Annotated in this window: 22 protein-coding genes and 1 pseudogene; 13 read left to right on the top strand and 10 right to left on the bottom strand. The window is 72.3% G+C overall.

Annotated features, from left to right (window positions below; genetic code table 11):
• Positions 1-18: 18 nt before the first annotated feature.
• On the top strand, positions 19-1,152 hold the full coding sequence (locus ACMCNO_RS31975; RefSeq protein WP_412753143.1) for an NAD-dependent epimerase/dehydratase family protein: 1,134 nt from the start codon (positions 19-21) through the stop codon (positions 1,150-1,152).
• Positions 1,149-2,048 carry a lysophospholipid acyltransferase family protein gene (locus ACMCNO_RS31970; protein ID WP_412753142.1) on the top strand — a complete coding sequence of 300 codons (900 nt, stop codon included), beginning with the start codon at positions 1,149-1,151 and terminating at the stop codon, positions 2,046-2,048. Before ACMCNO_RS31975 ends, ACMCNO_RS31970 begins: the two co-directional genes overlap by 4 nt.
• A gap of 35 nt (positions 2,049-2,083) precedes the next feature.
• On the opposite strand, the gene ACMCNO_RS31965 is transcribed toward ACMCNO_RS31970, so the two are convergent.
• A complete protein-coding gene (locus tag ACMCNO_RS31965) occupies positions 2,084-3,235 on the bottom strand; it encodes a DUF5667 domain-containing protein (RefSeq protein WP_412753141.1) in 1,152 nt (383 codons plus the stop codon).
• Between the two features lie 178 nt (positions 3,236-3,413).
• Positions 3,414-4,373, bottom strand: coding sequence for an ECF subfamily RNA polymerase sigma factor, BldN family (locus ACMCNO_RS31960; RefSeq protein ID WP_412753140.1), 960 nt, complete (start codon positions 4,371-4,373; stop codon positions 3,414-3,416).
• Between the two features lie 293 nt (positions 4,374-4,666).
• On the opposite strand from ACMCNO_RS31960, the gene ACMCNO_RS31955 reads away from it, so the two are divergent.
• The 8 genes from ACMCNO_RS31955 (at position 4,667) to hemB (ending at position 13,054) form a co-directional block, all read left to right on the top strand.
• Positions 4,667-6,181, top strand: coding sequence for an AMP-binding protein (locus ACMCNO_RS31955; protein WP_412753139.1), 1,515 nt, complete (start codon positions 4,667-4,669; stop codon positions 6,179-6,181).
• Positions 6,182-6,236: 55 nt separating this feature from the next.
• Complete coding sequence (locus ACMCNO_RS31950; protein ID WP_412753138.1) at positions 6,237-6,542, top strand: glutaredoxin family protein; 306 nt, start codon at positions 6,237-6,239, stop codon at positions 6,540-6,542.
• 44 nt (positions 6,543-6,586) lie between these two features.
• Positions 6,587-7,228 carry an HAD family hydrolase gene (locus ACMCNO_RS31945; protein ID WP_412753137.1) on the top strand — a complete coding sequence of 214 codons (642 nt, stop codon included), beginning with the start codon at positions 6,587-6,589 and terminating at the stop codon, positions 7,226-7,228.
• A gap of 231 nt (positions 7,229-7,459) precedes the next feature.
• Positions 7,460-8,197, top strand: coding sequence for a redox-sensing transcriptional repressor Rex (locus tag ACMCNO_RS31940; protein ID WP_412753136.1), 738 nt, complete (start codon positions 7,460-7,462; stop codon positions 8,195-8,197).
• Positions 8,194-9,510: a glutamyl-tRNA reductase gene (locus ACMCNO_RS31935; RefSeq protein ID WP_412753135.1), complete on the top strand. Its 1,317-nt coding sequence runs from the start codon at positions 8,194-8,196 to the stop codon at positions 9,508-9,510. The genes ACMCNO_RS31940 and ACMCNO_RS31935 overlap by 4 nt, the downstream gene beginning before the upstream one ends.
• Complete coding sequence (gene hemC, locus ACMCNO_RS31930) at positions 9,507-10,436, top strand: hydroxymethylbilane synthase (protein ID WP_412753134.1); 930 nt, start codon at positions 9,507-9,509, stop codon at positions 10,434-10,436. The genes ACMCNO_RS31935 and hemC overlap by 4 nt, the downstream gene beginning before the upstream one ends.
• The gene (locus ACMCNO_RS31925) at positions 10,433-12,016 is read left to right on the top strand and encodes a uroporphyrinogen-III synthase (RefSeq protein WP_412753133.1); all 1,584 of its coding nucleotides are present in this window, start codon (positions 10,433-10,435) and stop codon (positions 12,014-12,016) included. Before hemC ends, ACMCNO_RS31925 begins: the two co-directional genes overlap by 4 nt.
• 48 nt (positions 12,017-12,064) lie before the next feature.
• The gene (gene hemB, locus ACMCNO_RS31920) at positions 12,065-13,054 is read left to right on the top strand and encodes a porphobilinogen synthase (RefSeq protein WP_412753132.1); all 990 of its coding nucleotides are present in this window, start codon (positions 12,065-12,067) and stop codon (positions 13,052-13,054) included.
• On the opposite strand, the gene ACMCNO_RS31915 is transcribed toward hemB, so the two are convergent.
• The 5 genes from ACMCNO_RS31915 to ACMCNO_RS31895 form a co-directional block, all read right to left on the bottom strand.
• Positions 13,051-13,458, bottom strand: a complete 408-nt coding sequence (locus ACMCNO_RS31915; protein ID WP_412753131.1) for a hypothetical protein — start codon at positions 13,456-13,458, stop codon at positions 13,051-13,053. The two genes, hemB and ACMCNO_RS31915, sit on opposite strands and share 4 nt — an antisense overlap.
• Positions 13,455-13,982 carry a helix-turn-helix domain-containing protein gene (locus ACMCNO_RS31910; protein WP_412753877.1) on the bottom strand — a complete coding sequence of 176 codons (528 nt, stop codon included), beginning with the start codon at positions 13,980-13,982 and terminating at the stop codon, positions 13,455-13,457. Before ACMCNO_RS31910 ends, ACMCNO_RS31915 begins: the two co-directional genes overlap by 4 nt.
• A gap of 93 nt (positions 13,983-14,075) precedes the next feature.
• Positions 14,076-14,318 (bottom strand): hypothetical protein, encoded by a 243-nt coding sequence (locus ACMCNO_RS31905; RefSeq protein ID WP_412753130.1) that lies wholly within the window; start codon positions 14,316-14,318, stop codon positions 14,076-14,078.
• A complete protein-coding gene (locus tag ACMCNO_RS31900; protein WP_412753129.1) occupies positions 14,315-15,865 on the bottom strand; it encodes a radical SAM protein in 1,551 nt (516 codons plus the stop codon). Before ACMCNO_RS31900 ends, ACMCNO_RS31905 begins: the two co-directional genes overlap by 4 nt.
• A complete protein-coding gene (locus ACMCNO_RS31895) occupies positions 15,862-16,608 on the bottom strand; it encodes a prolipoprotein diacylglyceryl transferase (RefSeq protein ID WP_412753128.1) in 747 nt (248 codons plus the stop codon). The genes ACMCNO_RS31900 and ACMCNO_RS31895 overlap by 4 nt, the downstream gene beginning before the upstream one ends.
• Positions 16,609-16,657: 49 nt before the next feature.
• Here ACMCNO_RS31895 and ACMCNO_RS31890 point away from each other — a divergent pair, with 49 nt between their 5' ends.
• Together ACMCNO_RS31890 and ACMCNO_RS31885 are read left to right on the top strand one after the other, a co-directional pair.
• On the top strand, positions 16,658-17,314 hold the full coding sequence (locus ACMCNO_RS31890) for a hypothetical protein (protein WP_412753127.1): 657 nt from the start codon (positions 16,658-16,660) through the stop codon (positions 17,312-17,314).
• Between the two features lie 69 nt (positions 17,315-17,383).
• On the top strand, positions 17,384-18,016 hold the full coding sequence (locus ACMCNO_RS31885; protein ID WP_412753126.1) for a hypothetical protein: 633 nt from the start codon (positions 17,384-17,386) through the stop codon (positions 18,014-18,016).
• Positions 18,017-18,082: 66 nt separating this feature from the next.
• Here ACMCNO_RS31885 and ACMCNO_RS31880 read toward each other — a convergent pair.
• The 3 genes and pseudogenes from ACMCNO_RS31880 to ACMCNO_RS31870 all read right to left on the bottom strand — a co-directional run.
• Positions 18,083-20,416 (bottom strand): annotated as a pseudogene (locus ACMCNO_RS31880) (endonuclease); the annotation flags it as partial.
• A gap of 144 nt (positions 20,417-20,560) precedes the next feature.
• Complete coding sequence (locus ACMCNO_RS31875; protein WP_412753125.1) at positions 20,561-21,580, bottom strand: N-acetyltransferase family protein; 1,020 nt, start codon at positions 21,578-21,580, stop codon at positions 20,561-20,563.
• 90 nt (positions 21,581-21,670) lie between these two features.
• Positions 21,671-22,579 (bottom strand): lytic transglycosylase domain-containing protein, encoded by a 909-nt coding sequence (locus ACMCNO_RS31870; protein ID WP_412753124.1) that lies wholly within the window; start codon positions 22,577-22,579, stop codon positions 21,671-21,673.
• Positions 22,580-23,099: 520 nt separating this feature from the next.
• Here ACMCNO_RS31870 and ACMCNO_RS31865 point away from each other — a divergent pair.
• Positions 23,100-23,237: a hypothetical protein gene (locus tag ACMCNO_RS31865; RefSeq protein ID WP_412753123.1), complete on the top strand. Its 138-nt coding sequence runs from the start codon at positions 23,100-23,102 to the stop codon at positions 23,235-23,237.
• Positions 23,238-23,300: the final 63 nt, after the last annotated feature.

Here is a 23,300-nt window from a genome sequence, read left to right as displayed (position 1 = left end):
CCCCGAAGGGCATACGTGGTGACGTCTTCCGCCCCGGCTGCGCCGCGGGTCGTCGTGGTCACCGGGGTCAGCCGCCTACTCGGCGCCCACGTGGCGTCGCGGCTCGCCGCCGACCCGCGGGTCGAACGCGTCATCGGCCTGGATCCGCAGACCCCCCCACCGGCCCTCGCGAGCCTGCTGGGGGACGTCGAGCTGATCCGGGCCGACGCGCGGGCCGCCACCGGCGCGCTGGCCGACCTCGGCGCGGAGGCGCTCGTCCACCTCGCCATCAACGGCGCACCCGACCCCCAGCACGGCGGTCGCGCGGCGATGAAGGAACAGAACGTCATCGGCACCATGCAGCTGCTGGCCGCCGCCCAGGGCGCCACGCGGCTGCGCAAGCTCGTGGTCCGCTCGTCGACCGCCGCGTACGGTGCGTCGTTCCGGGACCCGGCCGTGTTCACCGAGGACACCGAGCCGCGCGCGGTGCCGCGCGGCTCCTTCGCCCGGGACATCCTCGACATCGAGGGGTACGTGCGCGGCTTCCGCCGCCGCCGCCCGGAGGTGACCGCCACCGTCCTGCGGTTCGCGCCGTTCATCAGCTCCACCGCCGAGACCAGCCTCACCCGGTACTTCGCCCAGCCGGTCGTGCCCACCGTGCTGGGCCGCGACGCCCGGCTGCAGTTCGTGCACGTGGACGACGCGCTGGAGGTCCTGCACCGCGCGGTCATCGAGGACCACGCGGGCACGTTCAACGTGGCGGGCGACGGGGTGCTTCTCCTGTCCCAGGCCGTACGCCGGGCGGGCCGGATCTCGGTGCCGCTGCCCGAGTCGGGCCTCTCCTCGCTGGGCGGGGTCGCCCGCGCGGTCGGCATCGGCCAGATCGGCCTGGATCAGATCGACCTGTTCGTGCACGGCCGGGTGGTGGACACGGCCCGGCTGGTCCGCGAGTTCGGCTTCACGCCCCGCACCACCGCGGCCGCGTTCGACGACTTCATCCGGGGCCACATGGGTGGCTCCTCACTGACCGCGGACCGGCTGGCCGTGGCCGAGCGCGCCATCCTCGAGGGGATACGCCGGGTCCGGGCGGCCGCCGCCCGGGACGCGGCACCGCAGCCGGCCGTCGGGGCGGGTCCGCAGACGAGCGCGGCGGGGGTGGGGGAGCAGCAATGACCCTGGACGAGAACACGTCGCCCGGCCCGGACGAGTCCCCCGCGCGGGACACGGTCGACGTGTGGGACCAGCGGGTCGCCAACGGGCTCGCCTTCCTGCGCCGCAGGCTGGCCGGGGCGTACGAGGTCGACGACTTCGGCTTCGACCCCGAGCTGACCGACACGGTCTTCTACCCGATGCTGCGGCTGCTGTACCGGGACTGGTTCCGTACTGAGGTGTTCGGCGTCGAGAACGTGCCCGACGACGGCGGCGGGCTGGTGGTCGGCAACCACTCCGGCACGATCGCCCTGGACGCACTGATGCTGTCCGTGGCGCTGCGCGACCACACCCCGGCCGGACGGCACCTGCGGCTGCTCGGCGCGGACCTGGTGTTCAGCGTCCCGGTGATGTCGGAACTGGCCCGCAAGGCCGGGGCGACCGTGGCCTGCAACCCGGACGCCGAGCGGCTGATGCGCACGGGCGAACTGGTCGGCGTCTTCCCCGAGGGCTTCAAGGGGATCGGCAAGCGGTTCTCGGAGCGGTACAAGCTGCAGCGTTTCGGCCGGGGCGGCTTCGTGTCCGCGGCGCTGCGCACCGGCACCCCGATCATCCCGGTCGCGATCGTGGGCGCCGAGGAGATCTATCCGATCCTGGCCGACTTCAAGCCGCTGGCCCGCCTGCTCGGGATCCCGTACTTCCCGGTCACCCCGACCTTTCCCTGGCTCGGCCCGCTGGGGTTGGTGCCGCTCCCCAGCAAGTGGCTGATCCAGTTCTGCCCGCCGATCCCGACCGCGCACCTGCGCGACTCCGCCGACGACCCGATGGTCGTCTACAACCTCGCCGACCAGGTGCGCGAGACCATCCAGGCGGCGCTGCACGCGCTGCTCGAGAAGCGGCCGGACCCCTTCGGCCTGTAGCCGCCCAGAGGATCCGGCCGCGCGGTGCGACGTGCTCAGGCGCCGCCGAAGATGCCGTTCAGCAGGCCACCGAGCAGCCCCTGGTCGCTTTCGGCGTCGGCGGTCGGTGCCGGGGAGGCGGTCTGCGTCGGCGCCTCGTCGGTCTGCGTGGTGCCGGGCGGTACCGCGTCCGCGTTCAGCTTCCGGTCGGGAGTGGGATCCGCCGCGCCGGGTTCCGGCTTCGCCTTCACGGTGTCCTTCTCGACGGTCGCTGCCGGCTTGCTGTTCTTCTCGCCGCGGCGCGGCTCCACCCGATCGGTCGTGGTTTCGGTCCCCGTCGTCGGGCAGTCGTGCGGCTTCGGGCCCAGGGTGTCCGTGGCGGCCGGGGTGGGCGTGGTGCAGGGCAGACCGGACTTCAGGTCCTTGGCCCGCTGCAGAACGTCGTCGAGCAGGTCCAGCGAGGTGATCGCCCGGGTCCGGTTGACGGGGCTCAGCCCGTCCAGGACCGCGGTGAGGGCTCGCTGCTGGCCGACGGCGAACGACTCGATCGTGGCCAGCGGCCCGTCGTCCTGCCGGGCGACCGCCGCCGAGGCGAGCAGCCGGACCCCGGTGCGGGTGTCCGCGTCCATGTCGTCGAGGGCCCGCCCGAAGCGGGCGCTGTCGGAGCTCATCGCGGCGGCCTCGGCCAGCCGGTTGCGGGCGAAGTCCAGCCAGAGCTGGCCGCGGGTCAGGTCGGAGCCGGCCATGGCCAGCTGGGCACGTTCCGTCGAGCGCTTGACGCCGTACAGGGCGTCTCCGGGGGCCGCGTTGTCGCTGGCCGCGGAGATTCCGGAGACCGCCATGGCGCCGGCCGCCACCCCGATGACGATGGCGCCGCGGGCCCGGAACCGGCGGGCCGTGCCGACCCGGATGGCAGCGCCGGACTCCGGGGCGCCGGTCGGTGCCGCCGCCTCCGTCGGCGCGGCGGTGCGGCCGATCCCGTCGCGCTCCGCGGTGGCCACCAGCATGGCGCGCAGGCCGACCCGGAACTCGGAATCGACCTGGACGCCGGGCCGGACCGCGGCGAGGCTGTGACCGATCGCGACCAACTCGGCGAGCTGTCCATCAGCCTGGGCACGGGCGTGGTGCCGACGCCCGCCGGTCGTGTCGTCGAGCAGCTCCGCGAAGCGCTCGGCACTGCGGCGGTCGAGGAAATCGAAGTTCACCACGGGCACCTCCCTTCGCTCGTGATTCTGTCGTCGGCTCCGTTGCCGGCGGTCGCGACGCGGAAGCGGGACTTGCGGTCCAACGCGGGTCGCACCCGGTCAAACGCGTGGCGGGCGCGTACGGTTACGGGCCGGGGACTGTCGGCGGGTGCTGTGGAGATCGACATCGGGGAAAGCGTCGTCACCACTGGAACCCTTCGGGCAGCAGCCGGGCGAGCGCCCGGACGGCCCGGTACTGCAGGGCCTTGATGGCGCCCTCGTTCTTGCCCATGGTCTGCGCGGTCTCGGCCACGCTGAAGCCTTGCAGGAAACGCAGCACGATGCACTCCTGCTGTTCCGGGTTGAGCTGCTTGACCGCGGTGAGCAGGGCGACGTTGGTGATGTGGTCCACGACGGCCGCCTCCGGGCTGCCTTCGGGGCCGCGGTCCTCGCGGTCGGCGTCCAGAACGTCCCCGGTGGTCACCTCCAGGCGGTACCGGCCGGACTTGAAGTGGTCCGCGACCAGGTTCCGGGCGATGGTCACCAGCCAGGCGCCGAGGTCCCGGCCCTGCCAGGTGAAGCTGCCGATGCGTTTGAGGGCGCGCAGGAACGTGTCCGAGGTGAGGTCCTCGGCGAGTTGGCGGTTACCCACCCGGAAGTACACGAACCGGAACACCGTGTCGACGTACCGGTCGTAGATCAGGCCGAACGCTTCGGCGTCGCCTTCCTTCGCCCGTTCGACCAGCGCCCACACCTCGGCAGCCGCGTCGGTGGGATCGGGGCGGGCCGGGTACTTCGGTGGTTCGGTCTCGGTCGGCGGCCCGGTGGTGCTCTGGGCCGGTACGACCACCCCGCTGTCGCCATCGGCCACCGGCGCCTCACCGGGCCGCTGCCCCGGGCCGGGCTGGGCCGGCATCGGGGGCCGGCCCGGCACGACCACCCGGCCCGCGACCGGCTTGACGTTGCCGGTGGGGGGCAGGTGCTGGCCGGGTGACTGGTTGAGCGGCGGTCGGTTGGGTGCCCGCCGGGTGCCGTCCCCACGGATCGCGTGCGCGATCATCCCGTCCACGCTGCGCCGCAGGGCGGTCAGGCCCTCGGTGAGCGCGAGGCGTGCGGCGAACACGTCACGGCGGTACGGGTCGCCGGCGTACACCTGGCTCACTGCGCCTCCTAGTCCGGCAATGGGTCAAATCACAACAAAAGGGGTGGGGCCGTCCCGCAAACCTGCCGGGCCGACCTCACCCACCGGTGTGGAGTCCGTTACACGAGTGGGAAGTGTTACGGACCTTGGACACCCGGAGTCGCACACCGTGTGCGCCGAGCGAGATTATCCCGAAGTGGCACACACCGGACGTCAGGAACTTTGTGTCATCATGTCGGGCACGGTTGCGAGGAGTGACGGACACCGCGTCCGTGGCACCCGTTCGGGTGGCCGATGTGCCAGACTCGGGCCTCGTGCAGGACGATGCTCACGACCCCGTACGCGCGGCCGCCGCGCGCCGTCCGGACGCCCCCGCCCTGATCGCGGGCGAGACGACCCTGACCTGGCAGGACCTTTCCGCGCGCGTCGACGAGGCGGCCCGCCGCCTGTGGGCGCTGTGCCCGCAGGCGGGCGCCCGGGTCGCCCTCGTCCTGGGCAACACCCTCGACTTCGCGGTCACCTTCCACGGCGTGCTGCGCGCGGGCCTGGTCGCCGTGCCGCTCAACCCGGGCTACACCGACGACGAGCTGACGTACGCGCTCACCGACGCCGGGGCCGCCGTCGTGGTCGCCGAGCAGGCGGTGCGTGACCGGCTGCGCCCGGGTCAGGCGGTGGTCGTACCCCCGGAACTGCCCGCCGCGGACGGACCCGGCGCCGCTCCCGCAACGCCCCGGGCCGACCAGGTCGCGGTGCTGCTCTACACCTCCGGCACGAGCGGGCGGCCGAAGGGCGCCATGCTCAGCCACGCCGCCCTGGCCGCCAACCACGACCAGCTCGACCGGATCGACCCGCCCGTGGTCGGGCCGGACGACGTCGTGCTGCTGGCCGTGCCGCTGTTCCATGCGTACGGGCTGAACACCGGGCTGGGCACGGTCGCGCATCACGGGGCGTGCGGGGTGCTGGTGGACAAGTTCGACCCGGCCGGGTCCCTGGCCACGATCGCCCGGCACGGCGTCACCGTGACGCTGGGCGTGCCCTCGATGTACGCGGCCTGGTCCCGGCGCCCCGAGGCGGCGCAGGTGCTGGCCGGGCTGCGGGCCGCGGTGTGCGGCGCGGCCCCGCTCGACCCGGACGACGCGACGCGCTTCGAAGCCGTCTCCGGCGTCCGGATCATCGTCGGATACGGGTTGACCGAGACCGCGCCGGTGCTCACCACCACCGCGGTCGGCACCCGGCACAAGACCGGCTCGATCGGGCGGCCGCTGCCCGGGGTCTCGCTGCTGCTGCGCACCGCCGACGGCGCGGTGCTGTGGCGCGACGGCACCGCGTCGCTCGACGAGGACCTCGCCGAGCTGGACCTCGCGATCGCGGACTCGGACGGCACCGACCCCGGCGAGATCGTGGTGCGCGGACCCAACCTGTTCTCCGGGTACTGGCCCGATGGGCAGGGCGGCCCGGACGCGGACGGCTGGTGGGGCACGGGCGACGTCGCGTACGCCGACGGCGAGGGCGACCTCGTGCTGGTCGACCGGATCGGCGAACTCATCCTGGTCAACGGCTTCAACGTCTACCCGGCGGAGATCGAGCGGGTGCTGGCCGAGCACCCCGGGGTGGCCGAGGCGGCCGTGATCGGGGCGCCGGACGCGGAGACCGGCCAGGCGCCGCACGCGTTCGTGGTGCCCGCCGCCGATCCCCCGCCCACCCCGGAGGAGCTGCGGGAACACTGCTCGCGGTGGCTGGCCCGGTTCAAGCTGCCCAAGGTCATCGACCTCGTCGCCGAGCTGCCGCACTCCCCGATCGGCAAAGTCCGCAAGAGCGCCCTGTCATGACCGAGCGCACCGAGCGCAGCGAGGGCCACGAGGGCATGACGAAGGTGGGCCTGTCATGACCGGGCGCACCGAGGGATCCCGACGGGATGCCGACGGCGGGCCCGCGCCGAGGCTGACGCTGATCAGCCGGGACGGCTGCCATCTGTGTGAGGTCGCCGAGCAGGTGCTGGACCGCATCGCGGCAGATACCGGGGAGCCGTGGACCCGGATCGACGTGGACGGCTCGATCGAGCTGGAACGCGACTACGGCGACCGGGTCCCGGTGCTGCTGCTGGACGGCCGCGAACACGGCTACTGGCGGGTGGAGGAGGCCCGGCTGCGACGTGATCTGGCCCGGGCGCCGGGTGCCCCGCCGCTGTGAAAATCACGTCGATGGTTGTCGCAGGTGGCCGCTAAGGTCGTCGGGTGGCGCGCAAACACCTGGTCTGGGACTGGAACGGCACCCTGCTCGACGACCTGCATCTCGTGGTCAGCTCGACGAATCACGCGTTCGCCGCGACGGGCGGGCGCAGCGTCGACCCCGACGAGCACCGGCGCCGCTTCCGCCGCCCGGTCGCCGAGTTCTACGCCGAGATCCTGGAGCGGGCCGTCGACGCCGAGGAGTTCGGCCGGCTCGACCGGATCTTCCACGAGGCGTACCGGCTGGGGCTGACCACGGCGTCGCTGGCCGCGGACGCGCAGGCCGCGCTGACCACCTGGCCGGGCACCCAGTCGCTGCTGTCCATGTGGTTCCACGACGAGCTGGTCCCCGCGATCGAGACGTACGGGCTGGCCGGGGTGTTCGCCCGGGTCGACGGGCTGCGCACCGAGGTGGGCGGCGACCTGAAGGCGGGCCACCTCGCGCGGCACCTGGCCGAGCTCGGGGTCGCCGGCACCGACGTCGTGCTGATCGGCGACTCCCTCGACGACGCGAGCGCCGCGCAGTCCGTGGGCGGCGTCGCGGTGCTGTACACCGGGGGGTTCACCGACCCGGCCCGGCTGCGCGCGTCGGGGCTGCCGGTGGCGGACACGCTCGTGGAGGCCGTGGACATCGCCCGGGGGTTGTGACACCGGTCGTCCAGGTGGCCGATCGGGCCGCCCGGGGGCCATACTCGAACGCGTCGGCGGCGGCTAGCACGTCGACCCGACGTTTGTCCAGTTCTCCGAGCAAGATCGCGATTTGTGCACGCCTTCACAAGCGCCTACTGTGTGAGTCCGGCGGGCCCCGCTACCACAGTCACGTCCGGTAGGTCTGCAGGGGTTCGCCGCAGGTTCGCCACCTCGTCGGCACGGAGTCAGATGAGCCAGCAGCGGCACGGAAGCACACCCGGCAACGCCGGCGCCGTCCCCGCCTTCCCGGATCTGCCGGAGGCGACGATCGCGCGGCTCCCGGAATACCTTCGCGCGCTGCACCACCTCGCCGAATCCGGCGCGGACACCATCTCCAGCGAGGGCCTCGCCGCCGCCGCGGGGGTCAACTCGGCGAAGCTGCGCAAGGACCTGTCCCACCTCGGCTCGTACGGCACCCGCGGGGTCGGCTACGACGTCGCCCTGCTGATCGACCAGATCGAGTACATCCTCGGTCTCGACCAGCGCCGCGCGGTCTGCCTCGTCGGCGTCGGCAACCTCGGGCACGCCCTCGCCGGGTACGCGGGCTTCGCCAGCCGCGGCTTCCGCATCGTCGCCCTCTTCGACGCCGACCCCGCCCGGGTCGGCGAGCAGATCAACGGTCTCACCGTCCTGCACTTCGACGAGCTGCCCCGCGTCGCCGCCGCCGAAGCCCTCGCGATCGGCGTCATCGCGACCCCGGCCAGCGCGGCCCAGACCGTCGCCGACGGCCTCGTCGCCGCCGGGGTGACCAGCATCCTGAACTTCGCGCCATGCGTGCTGTCGGTGCCGCCGGGAGTCGACGTCCGCAAGGTCGACCTCGCCATCGAACTGCAGATCCTCTCTTTCCACGAGCACCGCAAGGCCTCGCTCACCGCCCTGCCCGGCGGCCGCGAGAACACCGGCGGGCAGGAGGCGGTCGGAACGTGAACCTCCTCAGCGTCGGTGCGTCCTACCGCACCGCGGGCGTCGGCACGCTCGAACAGCTGGCCATCGCCGAGTCAGACATCCCCGCGGTGCTGCAACGCCTGGTCGCCCAGCCGTACATCGGCGAGGCGGTCGTGCTGTCCACGTGCAACCGGGTCGAGGTGTACGCGGCGGTCACCGGCTTCCACGGCGGCCTCAGCGACGTCTGCAACGTCGTCGCGGAACACTCCGGTGTCGCCTCGGGCGATCTCGCCGGGCATCTGTACGTCCACTACGACGAGGCCGCCGTCGAGCACCTGTTCCGGGTCTCCTCCGGCCTGGACTCCATGGTGGTGGGCGAGGCGCAGATCCTCGGGCAGCTGCGCGACGCGTACCACGCGGCGACCGAGGCGGACACCGCCGGTCGCCTCCTGCACGAGCTCATGCAGCAGTCGCTGCGGGTGGGTAAGCGGGCGCACGCCGAGACCGGCATCGACCGCGCCGGGCAGAGCGTCGTCACCGCCGCTCTCGACCTCGCCGGTGACCACTTCGCGGACGGGATCACGGGCCGCACCGCGCTGATCGTCGGCGCCGGAGCCATGGGTGCGCTCTCGCTGGCCACCCTCACCCGCGCCGGCGTGGGGCCACTGCGGATCACCAACCGCAGCGCGGCGCGCGCCGACCGGCTGTCCGAGGCGTACGGCGCGACCGCCGTCGCGTACGCGGACCTGGATGCGGCCCTCGCCGACGTCGACATCGTGGTGACCGCCACCGCCGCGCCCGACCCGGTGCTCACCCGTGAGCGTCTCGCCGCCGTTCTGGCCCGGCGCAGCGCCGCCACCCCGCCGCTGGTCGTCCTCGACCTGGCGGTTCCCCGGGACGTCGAGCCCGACGCCGCCGAGCTGCCCGGCGTCGTGGTCATCGACATCGACGGCCTCGCCCGCAGCCGCCGCACCCCGCCCGCGGCCGCCGAGACCGCCGCCGTCGAGCAGATCGTCGCGGCCGAGGTCGACCACTTCCTGGCCTGGTTGCGCGGCGCCGACATCGCCCCGACCGTGGCCGCCCTGCGCACCCGCGCCGACGAGGTGGTCTCCGCCGAGCTGGCCAAGCTCAACGCGCGGCGGCCCGAATTCACCGCCGAGCAGCGCGCCGACGTGTCCCGTACGCTGCACCGGGTCGTGCAGCAGTTGCTGCATTCGCCTACCGTGCGGGTGCGCCAGCTGGCCGCCGAGCCGGGCGGCGACCAGTACGCGGCGCTGCTGCGTGAACTGTTCGACCTGGACGTGCCGCTGGCCACCCAGGCCGATGCCGTACCCGAGATCGGGGGGACCGCATGAGCGCCCTGCGCCTGGGCACCCGGGGCAGCGCCCTCGCCCTCGCCCAGTCCCAGATGGTCGCGGACGCCCTGACCGCCGCCACCGGCCGTGCCGTGGAGCTGGTCCGGATCCAGACCGCCGGGGACCGTTCGGCCGCCCCGGTCGCCCAGCTCGGGGTCGGGGTGTTCGTGTCGGCGCTGCGCGACGCGCTGCTGGCCGACGAGATCGACTTCGCGGTGCACTCGTACAAGGACCTGCCGACCGGCGACCACCCGCGGCTGCACATCGCGGCGATCCCGCAGCGGGAGGACCCGCGCGACGCGCTGGTGGCCCGCGACGGCCGGACGCTGGCCGAGCTGCCGCCCGGCGCCGCGATCGGCACCGGGGCGGTGCGCCGCATCGCCCAGCTGCACGCGCTGGGCCTGCAGTTTGCGGTAACCCCGATCCGCGGGAACGTGGACAGCCGCATCGCGCGGGTGCTCGGCCCTTCCGCCGACCTCGATGCGGTCGTGCTGGCCCGCGCCGGGATCGCCCGGCTCGGCCGGACCGCCGAGATCACCGAGACGCTGGACCCGATGCTCATGCTGCCCGCCCCCGCCCAGGGCGCGCTGGCGATCGAGTGCCGGGCCGGCGACACAGACCTGGTCGAGCTGCTGGCCGTGCTCGACCACGCACCGACCCGGGCCGCCGTCACGGCGGAACGGGCGATGCTGGCCACGCTGGAGGCCGGGTGTTCCGCCCCGGTCGCGGCACACGCCGAGCTCGCCGAGGGCGAGCACGGTGACGAGATATACCTGCGCGGTGCGGTGATCAGCCCGGATGGGGCCCGAGCCATCCGGCTGTCGCGTACCGGAACGCCCGCCGACGCGGCGGAGATCGGCAAGGCGTTGGCCGCCGACCTCCTCGACGCCGGCGCCGATACCCTGATGGGGAGCACAGAGAAATGACCACCCGCACTCGTAAGTCCGGCGGCCGCATCGCGTTCGTCGGGGCCGGACCCGGCGATCCCGGCCTGCTGACCCGCCGGGCCCATGACGCCCTGGCCGACGCCGACCAGGTGGTCTACGACCGCGGCGTGCCGGAATCGCTGCTGGCGGCGATCCGTGCGGAGGCCAAGGAGGACACCCAGTTCAGCCCGGCCGAGGGCGCGCCCGGCGACGTCGCCAAGGTGCTGCTGTCCGCGGCCAAGTCCGGACTGTCCGCGGTGCACCTCGTCGCTGGTGACCCGTTCGGCCACGACTCGGTCGTCAAGGAGGTGCAGGCGGTCGCCCGCACCGCGGTGCAGTTCGAGGTCGTGCCCGGCGTGGGCCAGGCCGCGGGCGTCGCCACCTACGCGGGCGTGCCGCTGCCCGGCGTGCGCAGCGTCGCCGACATCGACGACATCGCCGCCCTGGACTTCGACGCGCTGGCCGGGGCCGCCGCGCGCGGCTCGTTCGCGGTCGCGGTCGACGCCGGTGACCTCGCCACCGTCCGCGACGGGCTGATCGCGGCGGGCGTCGAGCCCGGCACCCCGGTCGGGGTGACCGGCGACGGCACCGGCGAGACCCAGTACACCACCACGTCCACCGTGGACAGCTTCGTCGCCGCGGCGCTCGGTTTCACCGGCCGCGTCGTGCTCACGGTCGGCGCGAACGTCGCGCACCGCGACAAGCTGAGCTGGTGGGAGAACCGCCCCCTGTACGGCTGGAAGGTGCTCGTCCCGCGTACCAAGGAGCAGGCCGGGGCGATGAGTGCCCGGCTGCGCGCGTACGGGGCGATCCCGTGCGAGGTGCCGACCATCGCGGTCGAGCCGCCGCGTACCCCGGCCCAGATGGAGCGCGCGGTCAAGGGCCTGGTCGACGGCCGGTACGCGTGGGTCGTGTTCACCTCGGTCAACGCCGTACGCGCGGTGTGGGAGAAGTTCGGCGAGCACGGCCTGGACGCCCGGCACTTCGGCGGCGTGAAGATCGCCTGCATCGGCGAGGCCACCGCGGAGGCGGTCCGCGCGTTCGGCATCCAGCCCGAGCTGATCCCGGCCGGGGAGCAGTCCAGCGAGGGCCTGCTGGCGGAGTTCTCGCCGCACGACGAGATCCTCGACCCGGTCGGCCGGGTGCTGCTGCCGCGCGCCGACATCGCCACCGAGACCCTGGCCGCGGGCCTGATCGAGCGGGGCTGGGAGGTCGACGACGTCACCGCGTACCGGACGGTGCGGGCGGCGCCGCCGCCGGCCGAGATCCGCGACGCGATCAAGTCGGGCGGCTTCGACGCGGTGCTGTTCACGTCGTCCTCCACGGTGCGCAACCTCGTCGGCATCGCGGGCAAGCCGCACGCCCGTACCGTCGTCGCGGTGATCGGCCCGAAGACCGCCGAGACCGCCACCGAGTTCGGCCTGCGGGTGGACGTGCAGCCGCAGCACGCCTCGGTGCCGGACCTGGTCGAGGCGCTCGCCGAGTACGCGGTCGAGCTGCGCGAGAAGCTGGCCGCCATGCCCGCCAAGCAGCGCCGGGGTTCCAAGGTTCAGGGCCCCACCGCGCTACGTTTCCGCTGATCGGGGTACCCACCGTCGTGTGCCCCCGCTTCCGCTAGGGGAATCATCGTGCCGTACCCGGAGATCCGCCCGCGCCGACTGCGCCGGACCGCGGCCCTGCGTCGCCTCGTCGAGGAGACGCGGGTCGCCCCGGCCGAACTGGTGCTGCCGCTGTTCGTCAAGGAGGGGCTGACCGAGCCCCGCCCGATCAGCTCGCTGCCGGGCATGGTGCAGCACTCGCGCGAGTCGCTGCGCAAGGCCGCGCACGAGGCGGTCGGGGCGGGCGTCGGCGGCCTGATGGTGTTCGGCGTGCCCGAGCAGGCCAGCAAGGACGAGACCGGCTCGGCCGGTCTCGACCCGGACGGCATCCTCAACGTGGCGATCCGCGACGTGATCGCGGAGGTCGGCGACGCCACGGTGGTCATGGGCGACCTGTGCCTGGACGAGTTCACCACGCACGGCCACTGCGGGGTGCTCGCTCCCGACGGCAGCGTCGACAACGACGCCACGCTGGAGCTGTACGCCCAGATGGGGGTCGCGATGGCCGAGGCCGGGGCGCACGTGGTGGCCCCGTCGGGGATGATGGACGGCCAGATCGGCGTGATCCGCAAGGGCCTGGACCGGGCCGGTCATCAGGACGTGGCGGTGCTGGCGTACGCGGTAAAGTACGCCGGTGCCTTCTACGGCCCGTTCCGCGAGGCGGTCGAGTCCACCCTGCAGGGGGACCGGCGCACGTACCAGCAGGACCCGGGCAACATCCGGGAGGCGCTGCGCGAGGTCGACCTGGACGTGGCCGAGGGCGCGGACATGGTGATGGTCAAGCCCGCCCTGCCGTACCTCGACGTGATCGCCGCGGTCCGCGACCGGGTCGACGTCCCGGTCGCGGCCTACCAGGTCTCCGGCGAGTACGCGATGGTCGAGGCGGCCGCCGCCAACGGCTGGGTCGACCGCGAACGCGTCATCGTGGAGAGCCTGACGTCCATCAAGCGGGCCGGCGCCCAGATCATCCTCACGTACTGGGCGACCGAGGCCGCCCACCTGCTCCGCCGGCGTTACTAGCCAGCCGGGTCAGGCGGGGTCCTCGAGCGCAGCTGACTCGAGATCCAGTTGCGCAATCGCTGCCGAATCGCGTCCGGAACCTCCACCGTCTCGACCCGGACGAGTCGGTCACGCCAGCCCGCTGGAAGGACCGCTGTCGATACGCTGACGCCTTGGGCGTAGTAACCGAAGGTCTCATGGAACGCTGACAACTCACCGATCGCTCCGTCGACCTGATCCGCCTTTCGGTCGTCAGGGTCATCGAAAAAGGCCACATCAACTTCGATCGAAGCGGTCGCCGCTGGCGGGAGGCGTTCCTCCGGGATCGCCCCCAGAACCGACTGGCTGCCGATGACCAACACGTCGGGATCTCCGGCGATCTGCGACGCGGCACGTAGGACGTGCTCCAAATGTTCGCGTCTCATGCTGCATGCTCGCTGCGCCAGCGGTCGGCGAACGACTCCAGCACCGCTCGGCGCTCCGCCTCGGTGAGTACGCCGGCGAATGGCGAGTTCTGCCGCAACTCGATGGCGTGCGGCGCCCGGGAGGTCAGCGCGTTCAGAATCGCCTCGACCCCGCTGTCGAACACGGTTCGCCATCGGTCAAGCCATTCAGCCGCCATCCCGTCGGGGTGGATGCGATGGAGGAGTTCCAGATTGTCCGCCGCCTTGGCCAGCACCACGTCTGGGTCCTGAACCAGCCGCCCGGCGACCGCTCTGTGCAACCACAGCGCCTTGAGCTGGTCACGGGTCAAGGCGGGGTGCAATATCGCATCGATGTCAGAGCGACGCAGCCGCCGATGCGCCCCGATCTTGACGTACGGCAGCAGCCCGCGGTCACACAGGTCGACCACGTGCTGCCGCGACGATCGCAGCAGCGTCGCCGCCTCGCTCGTCGTCAACAACTCAAGCACAGGAATCACCACAGGTTGAGGATCTGCCCTAACCACCAAAAACGCAACTGGACCGAAGGGTGCCGGATCGGCTCCCGTGTCGCTCCATCGAAATCCTCGGCGCCTGCCGGTCGGGTTCTCCCGGGCCCGTCAGGTCCAGCGGATGATCAGCCCGGCGGCACCGGCCGCCGCCAGCACCGCCAGGTAGGCCAGCACCAGGCGGACGTCCCGCAGGACACAGGCGGACCGGCGCAGCCCCTGCCGGTGCGCCCGCAGGTAGCCCGCGAAGGCCAGCACCGCGAACGCCGTCACGGCGACCGGCCCGGCGATCCAGGTCAGTGCCGCCACGGTCGCGTACACACACAGCCGAAGTGGATCGTGCGGGGTGCTCACGATGACACCGCCCGGGGCAGCCGCTGGGCGGCCAACTGCGGCCAGGCTTGAACGGCGCAGAACGGCGCGCACTGATCCCGCTGGTCCCGCCGGGTCGCCACGTGGATGCAGCACTGCGTCAGACGTTCCTCGACCATGGTCGCCATGTCCATGAACGGCTTGACGGTGATCCGCTTGACCCGGCCGGCCAGCATGCGACGCAGCCGCTCGTGGCTGCCCGGCAGCGCCGAGGACGCCAGCGCGGTCATCGTGCCGATGCCGAGGTCGCAGTTGGTGCAGATGTCGCGCCACAGTTCCCCGATCCGGGGATGCGACAGCGAGGACTGCTCGGACAGCAGCCCGAGCAGCGAGTCCTTGACCGCCTGCCGCAGGTGCGCGGGAAGGTCGGTGTCGGCGATGCGGTTGGCCACCAGATCGGGCGACAGTTCCAACAGCTCCAGCAGCTTCTGGGTGCCGATCAGCGCGGTCAGCGAGCGCCACCGGCCGGTGTCGTCGCGCAGCAGGTAGCCCACCGAGCAGCAGTGCGGATGGGAGCACGGCAGGGCGGTGAGGTCGTGCCAGGTGACCAGGTCGCCGGTCTGCGGGCCGAGCCGGGCCAGGACGCCGGTGTGGGTGAGCCGGTCGCGCCAGTCGATCGGCTCGGACCGGCCCGATCCGAACTGGGGCTGGATCGACACCCCACCCACGTACGGGGTGTCGAGCGCCCGCTTGAGCACGGCACCGATCTGATCGTCGTTGACGCCGAGCGCGGCCGTCATGGTCAGGGTGGTGAAGATGCCCCGTTCGCTGAGCCGATCGATCGCCTGGTCCTTGATCCGCCGCAGGTCGGCGCCGCGGTGCAGGCGGTGCGCCCGCTCCGTGACCCCGTCGTACTGCAGGTAGACCTCCAGCCGGTGCCGGTGGCGGGCCAGCAGGTCGAGGAGCGCGTCGTCGCGGGCCACGGCCAGACCGTTCGTGTTGAGCAGGATCCGCACCACCGGCCGGGCCGCCAGCTCGTCGAGCAGGTCGCCCAGCTGCGGGTGGAGGGTGGGCTCGCCGCCGGAGAGCATGAGTACGTCGAGCCGCCCGTTCTCCCGGGAGATCCGGGTGTCCACACTCGCCAGGATGTCGGCCAGCGCGACGACCGACTGCTCGGCCGGTGACGAGTCGGCGAAACAGGTGGGGCAGCGCAGGTTGCACGTGTCGGTGAGGTCGGTCAGCAGGATGCAGGTGTGCTGGGTCTGCATCTCGGGCAGCCCGTCGAGGTAGCCCACCGGGACGGGAGCGAAGTTGCCCGCCAGGTCCGGCTGGTGCTGCTTGGTGGGTGCCGTCCACCGTTCCAGGTATTCGAGGATCTCGGGTTCCTCGTCATACAGCGTGCTGACCAGGCCGTGGCGGGGGCAACCGCGTTCCAGCCACACCCGGCCGTCGCGGATGGCCAGCCGCCCGGACAGCCGGGCCACGTCGGCGAGGTCCCGCAGGGGATTCTCGGCGTGGCAGTGTGGACAGAAGGCGTTGACGTACCGGTGGACGCGGTCGCCGCGCAGCGGCATGCCGAGCATGCTCATCGGACCTTCACTCTCCCGTTGACCTTCCAGATCCGCCAGGCCAGCAGCGGCGCGCAGCACAGCAGGAACCATTGCGGCCGGGTCAGCCCGTCGGCCACCACCTCGTTGCCGCGGACGAACTCGACCCCGAACCGGAAGATCGCGTATCCGGCGAGGTATCCGGTGAACAGCGCGTCCGGCCGGGTGACGCGGTCGCGCAGCAGCACCAGCGCGACCAGGGCCAGCAGATGGAAAACGATTTCGTACGCGAAGGAGGGGTGCAGCGGCACGCCTGCCTGCGCGCCGGGGATGCGGGCGGCGGCTTCCGGGGTCAGGGTGATGCCCCAGCGCCCGCCGGTCGGGGTGCCGGGGAGCTCGGTGAGCAGGCAGCCGATCCGGCCCACCGCCATCCCGGCGGCCACCCCGGGGGCGAACAGGTCGCCACTGTGTTCGGTGTAGCCGCACAGGCGTTTCGCGACGAGCACCCCGGCGTACGCGCCGAGCAGTCCGGACAGGATGCTGCGGTTGCCGTACATCCATTGCTCGACGAGGCCGGGATTGTCGCCGGGTCGCAGATGCCGCAGCCAGGTGCCGAGCCTGGCGAAGACGGCCCCGCCGGTCAGCGCGCCCGCGACGAGGTACCAGAGCCGGGGATCGTGGCGTTCGCGCCGGTGCGTCTCGGTGGCGAAGACGGCTGCCGCTACGGCCAGACCGAGACCCGTGAAGATCTCATGTGTCTCTACCGGCATGGCACCTAATTGCACTTGCTAGATATAACCACCAGAACTGTGTTAAAAAGTCCATTCTGCCCAGGTGACACCGAACTGGGCGCCGAATCACGCCGACGCCAAGCAGGGCGTCGAGCAACGGATGTCGGCGATCCTCCGCGACTGCCCGGGTATGCAGGCCGTCCCGCTCCCGCCGGCGCGGCTGCGGAAAGAGGCCGCGTTGGCGGACGTGACGGCAGGCAGGCGGGTACGGGCCGGTGCCACCGCGGTCAACCTTCCGCCGGACCAGGTGTTCGCCGCCGTGACAGAACACTGCCGACGCGCCGGCTACGGGGTCACCGACGCCGACGGGAGGGACGGCCGCCTGCTGATCGCCCGCGGCCAAGGGGGATACCTGCTGACGCTGCGGCAGCACGCCAGCGAGGCCCCGATTCTGATCGTCGCGTCCCCGGGGGAGCCCCCCTGGAGCACAACGGCCCGGATCTGGGCCGGTGTCGCCACCGGGGCGGCGGTCGGCGTCGTCTCACCCGCCCTGTCGCTGTGGGCCGCGGTATTCGACCTGTCGCACCTGCTCGACGTGAACGCCCGGTGGTTCGCCTGGGTACCGCTCTTCATCGTGGCGGTGCTGGGCTGCCTGCTCCATCCCGCATCCCGTGCGTTCGGCACCGGCCTGCTCATCGGCGGCTCGGTGGTGGGCGTCCTGCTGTCCGGCATCTGCACCGGGCTCGATGTCCGGACGTGAGCCGCGGGCCTTGATCGCACTTGCTGGATATGGATCTCAGGTCAGCACAAGATAGGTCATTCTGCTCAGGTGACCCCGAACCGGCCGCCGAGTCACGCCGAGGCCAAGCAGGGCGTGGAGCAGCGGATGGCGGCGATCCTCCAAGACTGCCCGGGTTTGATGGCCACGCCCCTTCCTCCCGTGCGGCTCAAGCAGGAGGCCATGCAGGCCTCACCCACGGCGGGGAACCGGGTCCGGGCGGGAGCCGTCGCGGTCAACCTTCCGCCGGACCAGGTGTTCGCGGCGGTGGCCGAACACTGCGGGCGCACCGGCTACCAGGTCACCGACACCGGCGGACTGGACGGTCGCCTGCTGATCGCCCGCGACCCGGCGGGATACGGGCTGACCCTGCGGCAGGAGTCGATCGAACCCCCGATTCTGATCGTCGCGTCCCCGGAGGTACCCGCCTGGTCCACCGGGGGCAAGATCACGGCGGGCGTCGCCACCGGCATGGCGGTCGGCTTCCTCGGCCCGTGCGTGTCGGTGGCCATAACGCCGCAGCCTTCCCATGGGTCACCGTATCTGCCCTGGGCGCCGGTCTTCGGCCTGGCCGTTCTGGTCTGCCTGATTCATCCCCCGTTCCGCGCGTTCGGCATCGGGTTGCTCATCAGCGGCTCGGTGGTCGGCATCGCCATGGCCGGCCTCTGTTCCCAGATGATGTGAAACGGATACGCCGGGGCCCGGCGGTGTGCTGTCACCGCCGGGCCCGGGCGCCTGTCGTGCGGCGAGCTAGTCGTCGTTGACGATGACGCCGGTGGCGGTCGGGCCGGTCTGCCGGACCGAGGTGGACAGGCCCGCGATCGCCAGGGTCAGCTTCTCGTCCGGCTCGCGGACGTCGTCGCCGCGCACGGTCACCGTGAAGCTCGTGGCGGTCTCGCCCGCCGCGATGGTGCGGCAGCCGACGTACGGGTCGAAGTCCAGCACCGGCCACGCGGTCTGCGGCGCGGCCACCGCGCACACCGTCAACGGCTGGCTCATCGGACGCGACAACGTCACCGGGAACACCAGGTCCGTGGTCGTTCCCGCGGCCCCCTCGGCGACCCGGGCCCCCGCCACGGACAGCGCCGGACGCGACTGGAACCGGATCACCTGCGGGTCGTGGTCGCTGGCCCCCCGGTTCGGGTTGTCCGGGTCGTGGCCGGCGTAGTCCGCGTTGATGTGCGCCGACCGGATCTGGATCAGGTCCGCGTACAGGGCGTCCGTGACGAACACGTTGTCCAGCGTCTGCGCCTGCCCCTCGAAGTCGTACGAGTACGCGGCAGCGGGCACGTCCTTCACCAGGTCGTCCCACAGATTGTGCAGTCCGGCGGTGTACAGCGGGCCGAGCTGATCGCCGGGGTGGGCGGGGACCGGGTCGTCGGGGCGCGGGAACACGTTCAGGTCGCCGCCGTACACGACCCGGGCGTGCGGGTGGGCCGCCTCGATCGCGGTGACCAGCGCGGCACCGTACGCGGCCTGCTCGGTGCGCTGCCCGACCCGGCCGTCCGGACCGGACGAGTAGTGGTTGCTGACCGCCCAGAGCTGGTAGTGCTCCGTGGAGCCCGGCGCCGCCTTGACGTCGAACAGGCCGACCTGCGGGGCGCGCGTGTAGACGTTCGCGCCGTCCACGCCCGTGGACTTGTCCACGTCCGCGGGCAGCACCGCGTTCAGTGCCTTCGGGTTGGCCACGTCGGTGTTCGCGGGCAGCGGGGCGCCCCGGTACACGACCTTCGGGGCGGCGCCGAGGACGGCGTCGTCCGCCGCCGGTGCGGCCGGCGACAGCCGGTCTGTGCGGTACAGGAACGCCGCGGTGATGCCCCGGGCGTCCGCGCCGGTCCGGTCGAACGCCGCATCGTACGCGGGACCGCCCGCGGCCCTGATCGTGAGCGCCAGCTCCTGCAGGGTGTCGGGCTTGCCGTCCGCGTTGTTGGTGTCGCCGCAGGCCAGCGCGCCGTCGGTGACCGTGCAGATGTCCTGGTCCTCGGCCTCTTGAGCGAGGATCAGGTCGGGGCTGTGCAGGTCGTCGGCGATCTGCCCGGCCAGCACCCCCAGCCGCTTCTGGTACTCCTCGGCGCTCGCCGGGACGTAGTCGAAGGGCGGCTTGACCCCGGTGCAGCCCGGGTTCCCGGTGAAGTCGCAGCCGTCGAAGGGGTCGTCGCGGAAGTCGTACAGGTTCTCCACGTTGAACGTGGCGACCGCGACCTCGCGGCTGCGCGTGGCGGCCTTCGGCGGGTTGTTCTTCGCCGGGTCCGGGCCCTGCGCGAACGCGACCGCCGCCGGCTGGACGCTGTACTTGTTGAACGCGTAGAAGACGCCGCCGATCGCGTCGCCGCGCACGGTGTCGAACGTGCGTGCCGGGGGCAGCACCGCGTCGGCGTCGCCCACGGCCGCCTTGACCCCCATGGGGCCGAGCAGGATGCGGTCGCCGTTGCCGTTGTCGACCGTGCCCGGCAGGTCGTCCATCGGGTGCGCGTCGCGGAACGCCCGCCGCGCGTACGGGTCCTCGCGTTTCATCAGCGGGTCGTCCCGGTCGATCGCCCAGACCTCGGCGTCGTCGGTGCTGTCGTAGACCTTGGTGCCGGAGACGATGCCGGAACCGGAGCGGACCCGCAGCTGCATGCCCTCGTGCCGCTCCCAGAACAGGTCCGCGGCGGGGGCGTCGGCGGGCGGGGTGGCGTCGTCGACCTGCACCTCGGCGGGCACGTCGAGGCCGGTCGCCAGCGTGCTCACGTACTCCGCGCTGGACAGCTCGGTAAGGCTGAAGTACTCGCTCACCTTCGCCTTGACGACGATCTCGTCGCCCACCTTGGGGGCGTACCCGCCGATCAGGGTGGTGAAGGTGGACATGAAGACGTAGACGCCGTCGGAGGTGGCCGGGTCGCCGTCGGTCGCGTCCTTGCGGCTCTGCAGGAAGAAGCCGTACTGCTTCGCGCCGGTGTCGGTGTGCGACAGCGCCAGCTGGGTGACGACGCCGCGGACCAGGTACTTGGCGGAGCTGGTGCCGTTGCCGGACGGTGGCGCCAGCGGCGAGCGCTGGGTGCGCGGGCTGGTGGTGGTGCTGCCCTGCACCGCGCCGACGGTCAGGGGTTCGTCGGCGGCGTGGGCCGCGCCGGGGAAGAGGGTGGTCGCCGAGACTATGGATACAGCGATGATGGGCAATATGCGTCGGTAGCGCACGAAGCCTCCACTGGGAGCTGAACAGGGGTAAGCCGACGCTAAAGCCCGAGGTCAGTCCGTGGGTTCCAAGGTCTGTACCAGTTGCGCAACATCGGCGCCATATTCATACCAGTCACGGTCCAGCTGGAAGCCCAACTCGGCGTTAACCTTGATCATCGATTCGTTGTGGCGTGCGTTCCACGTCTGCACCTCCAGCAGACCCGGCTCCGCGGCGCGCAGCTCGAACAGCATGCGCGCCTTGATCGCCCGGTCCACACCGTGTCCGCGGTGGGCGCGGACGACGATGGTGTCGTACTGGTCCGCGCGCTCCGGGTGCTGCGCCGGTACCACCACTTCGGTGAGACCCGCCACCACCCCGGTGGCCTCGTGCACCGCCAGCACGATGTACGGCTTGAGCCCGCGCTTGTGCAGCGTCTGCAGGCTGTCGCGTAACCGCTGCGGATCGGACGACCGGGGAGCCAGATCCAGGTCGTTCTCGTCGTCCGGGGCCTCCAGCTTGGCCTGCGCGTACGCCTCCAGCAGCTCCTCCGGGGGGCCGCCCGGGTAGTACTCGATGCGGTAGCCGTGGGCGATGCCGTTGCCCATCGACCCCAGCGCCTCCCAATCCACCTTGGAGAGGGCGAGGACGCTACGGGTCTCCGCATACTCGCGCTCGAAGCCGACCGACTCGTAGAACGCGATGGCCGGGGTGTCGCCGATCACCTCGACCCCGATCGACGAGAAGCCCTCCAGGTACGCGCGGCGCGCGGCGACCCCGACGAGCTGCCGCCCCAGGCCGCGGCGGCGCAGGGCCGGATGGACCAGCACCTCCAGGACGCCGATGTCGCCGAGCAGCAGGATGCTGACGTGGCCGTACACCCGGCTCTCGCCCTCGGGAAGGCGGTCGTCCTCGACCACCCAGCAGATCCGGCGCTCGCCGGGCATGGTCTCGGCCAGATACTCCCTGACCTGGACGTCCTGCCACGGTGGATCGTCGGGGAGGTCCGCGGCCAGCACCGCGTTCAGCGTCTCCACGAGCGATCGGATCTCCCCCGGCGACGCGGCCCGGGGATCCCACTCACGCACCCTCACGCGTACAGCTTGCCGGTAAGGCGAGCCTCAGGGAAGGCCCACGGATGCATTCGTATGTGGTCCGTCACTGTCGGTTGACAATAATCGCGCTCAGACGCGGCTTCGCTGGCCGTACGTGTTCGCGGCGTCGAAAACCTTCTGCGCGTACGGCCGCACCGCGTTGTACGACAGGATCGCGTCCCACCACGCGTCCGCCTTGGACATGTCCCGGCCGTTGCGGCACAGGTAGATCGCCGCGGTCAGCGCCGCGTCGTCGATGTCGTTGGGATCGGCGAGCCCGCTGTTGTCGGCGTCGACCGCGTTCTCCTTCCATGTGGACGGGATGAACTGCAGCGGTCCGACCGCCCGGTCGTACGTCGCGTCGCCGTCGATCACGCCCTGATCGGTGTCCCGGATCAACTGGCGACCGCCCTTGCCGTCCAGGGGCAGCCCGAAGATGGGCGGCTGCACCGAACCGTCCGCGCCGAGCACCGCGCCGAGTGCGCTGCCGTGCGCGGACTCCACTTCGCCGATCGCGGCGAGGGTTGTCCAGTTGAGGTGACAGCTCGGCGTGGTGCGGGCCACCACCAGCTCCGCGTACCCGTACGCCTGCACGGCCACCACCGGGATGCCGACCCGGGTGCCAATCTGCTGCGCCCAGCCCGTCAGCGCGTCCGCGGGCCGGGCTCCGGTGACCACCGGGAACGTCGGCCCGGTGCTGCCCGGCAGCGTGGCCGCCTCGCCCGGGACGCTCCCCGACGGCAACGGGCCCGCCTCATCGAGGGGGAACCCCGGGGTCGCGCTCGGCAAGGGCCCCGTCGGCAGCGCATTCGGCACGAGGTACGCCCCGGCTGTGCCGGCGGCACCCATCAGCAGCGCGGCGATGGCGGCGGGCAGGATGAGCCGGCCGCTCGGCCGCCGGGCCCAGGCCGAGGTGCGGCGTCCGGCCGCGCGGGCCACCCGGACTGGATTGGCGCGACGCAGGACACGGGTGGCGCGGCCCTTCGACGCGGCCGCCACCGCGGCGGCCGTGGGCGGATCGCCCGCGTCGCCCTGCGCAGCGTCGCCGTCTGTCCTGCCTGCCGTTCCGGCTGGCTTGTCTGTTCCCTCGGCTGGCTTGTCCGTCGCCTTTCCCGGCCTGTCGGCTGGTGCGTCGGCCTTCCCGGTCGGCGCCCCTGCCGTTGCGGTTGGCCCAGCCGTCTTCCCCGCCGTCCCGCTCGTCTTCCCGGTGTGCGCGTCGTTCTGCGTCGGCTGGTCACTGGAGCCGACGTCCCCGGGTCGATGTTCCGGCCCACCGTCTGCGACACCGTCCGCGATCGCCGCCTCGGCTGCGGCTTGCGGGGTCTGCGCCTGGGTGGCCGGGCGGCCGTCGCTTCTTCCCGAGGTCCCGTTGTCGGTCTTGGGGTCCGCCTCGCGGCTTTTGCCGGAAACGGGGGGCCCGTGCGGTGCGGCCCTGGCCGCCGAGGCAGGCCCAGGCCCCCTGTGGGCTGCTTTGCCCGGCCCGCTGTGGGCTGCGTCGTCCGGGCCGCGCTGAATTGCATTGTCCGGGCTGCTCTGGGCGGGCTGGTCCGCGTTGCTCTGGGCGGGCTGGTCCGCGTTGCTGGGGGCGGGCTGGTCCGCGTTGCTCTGGGCGGGCTGGTCCGCGTTGCTGGGGCCCGTGTCCGAGGGTTTTGGCTGATCCGTGTCGAGGTCCGGGACGGGGTCGGTCGGTGCCGCGCCGGAGCTGCCCAGGGGGCCGCCC

Source organism: Krasilnikovia sp. M28-CT-15, assembly GCF_047159595.1.
Lineage (GTDB): Bacteria > Actinomycetota > Actinomycetes > Mycobacteriales > Micromonosporaceae > Actinoplanes.
The sequence above is the reverse complement of the archived record's forward strand: the minus strand, read 5'-3'. Positions and strand labels throughout refer to the sequence as shown.